The sequence below is a fragment of the Bartonella sp. AA9NXGY genome, from assembly GCF_042196845.1.
Taxonomy (GTDB): Bacteria; Pseudomonadota; Alphaproteobacteria; order Rhizobiales; family Rhizobiaceae; genus Bartonella.
The window spans coordinates 1-719 of record NZ_JBHIRB010000107.1 but is presented as its reverse complement, the minus strand read 5'-3'; the positions used below and the strand labels follow the sequence as shown (position 1 = coordinate 719).

The following is a 719-nucleotide window of genomic DNA, read 5'->3' as shown; positions in this document are numbered from 1 at the left end:
GAAGCATTTGCTGGAGTTGCGAGTTCTATCACGAATGTTCATAATGATGTGACCAATGTTGTCAGTGATAGCCTTGCTAAGCAGGATGATAATACGAAGGTTATCACTATTGGTAAAGAAGTAGAAGGTACAGAACTCAATATTGCCAACAGTAAGAAAGAAGACCGGATACTTTCAGGTGTTAAGGCAGGAGTGCTTTCAGCAGAATCGACAGAAGTTGTAAATGGCTCTCAGTTATTTGCGACTAATAAAAATGTTACGACAGTGACTACTAATCTAGACAGTGTTTCTAAAAATACATCGAGCTATTTAGGTGGTGGTGCTGATGTTCTTGTAGGCAATCTTCCGACGTATGTTGTTGGTGGTCAGTCATATCATGATGTTGGTTCAGCCTTTAGCGGTGTTGATACATCGCTGACAGATCTTCATAATGAGCTTTCTAAGAACAGCAATGAACTTACACAGACCATTGAGCAGAATGCTTTGTTGTGGAATGATGAAGCCAATGCCTTTGTCGCGCGTCATGTAAAGAACAAAGAGAAAGATGGTCAAGTTATAGCGGAACAAGAAAACAGCAAATTAAAATTTCTATTAGATGGAGAAATTTCTAAAGGTTCAACAGAAGCGATCACGGGCAATCAGCTTTATTCAATGAATCAGACATTTGCTGAGTATTTTGGTGGAGGAGCTGGTTATGATAAAGATGGACAATGGAAAGC

General features: G+C 39.5%; 1 pseudogene. It reads left to right on the top strand.

Going from position 1 to position 719, the window contains the following annotated elements:
• Positions 1-719: pseudogene (locus ACFIM6_RS10075) on the top strand (hypothetical protein); the annotation flags it as partial.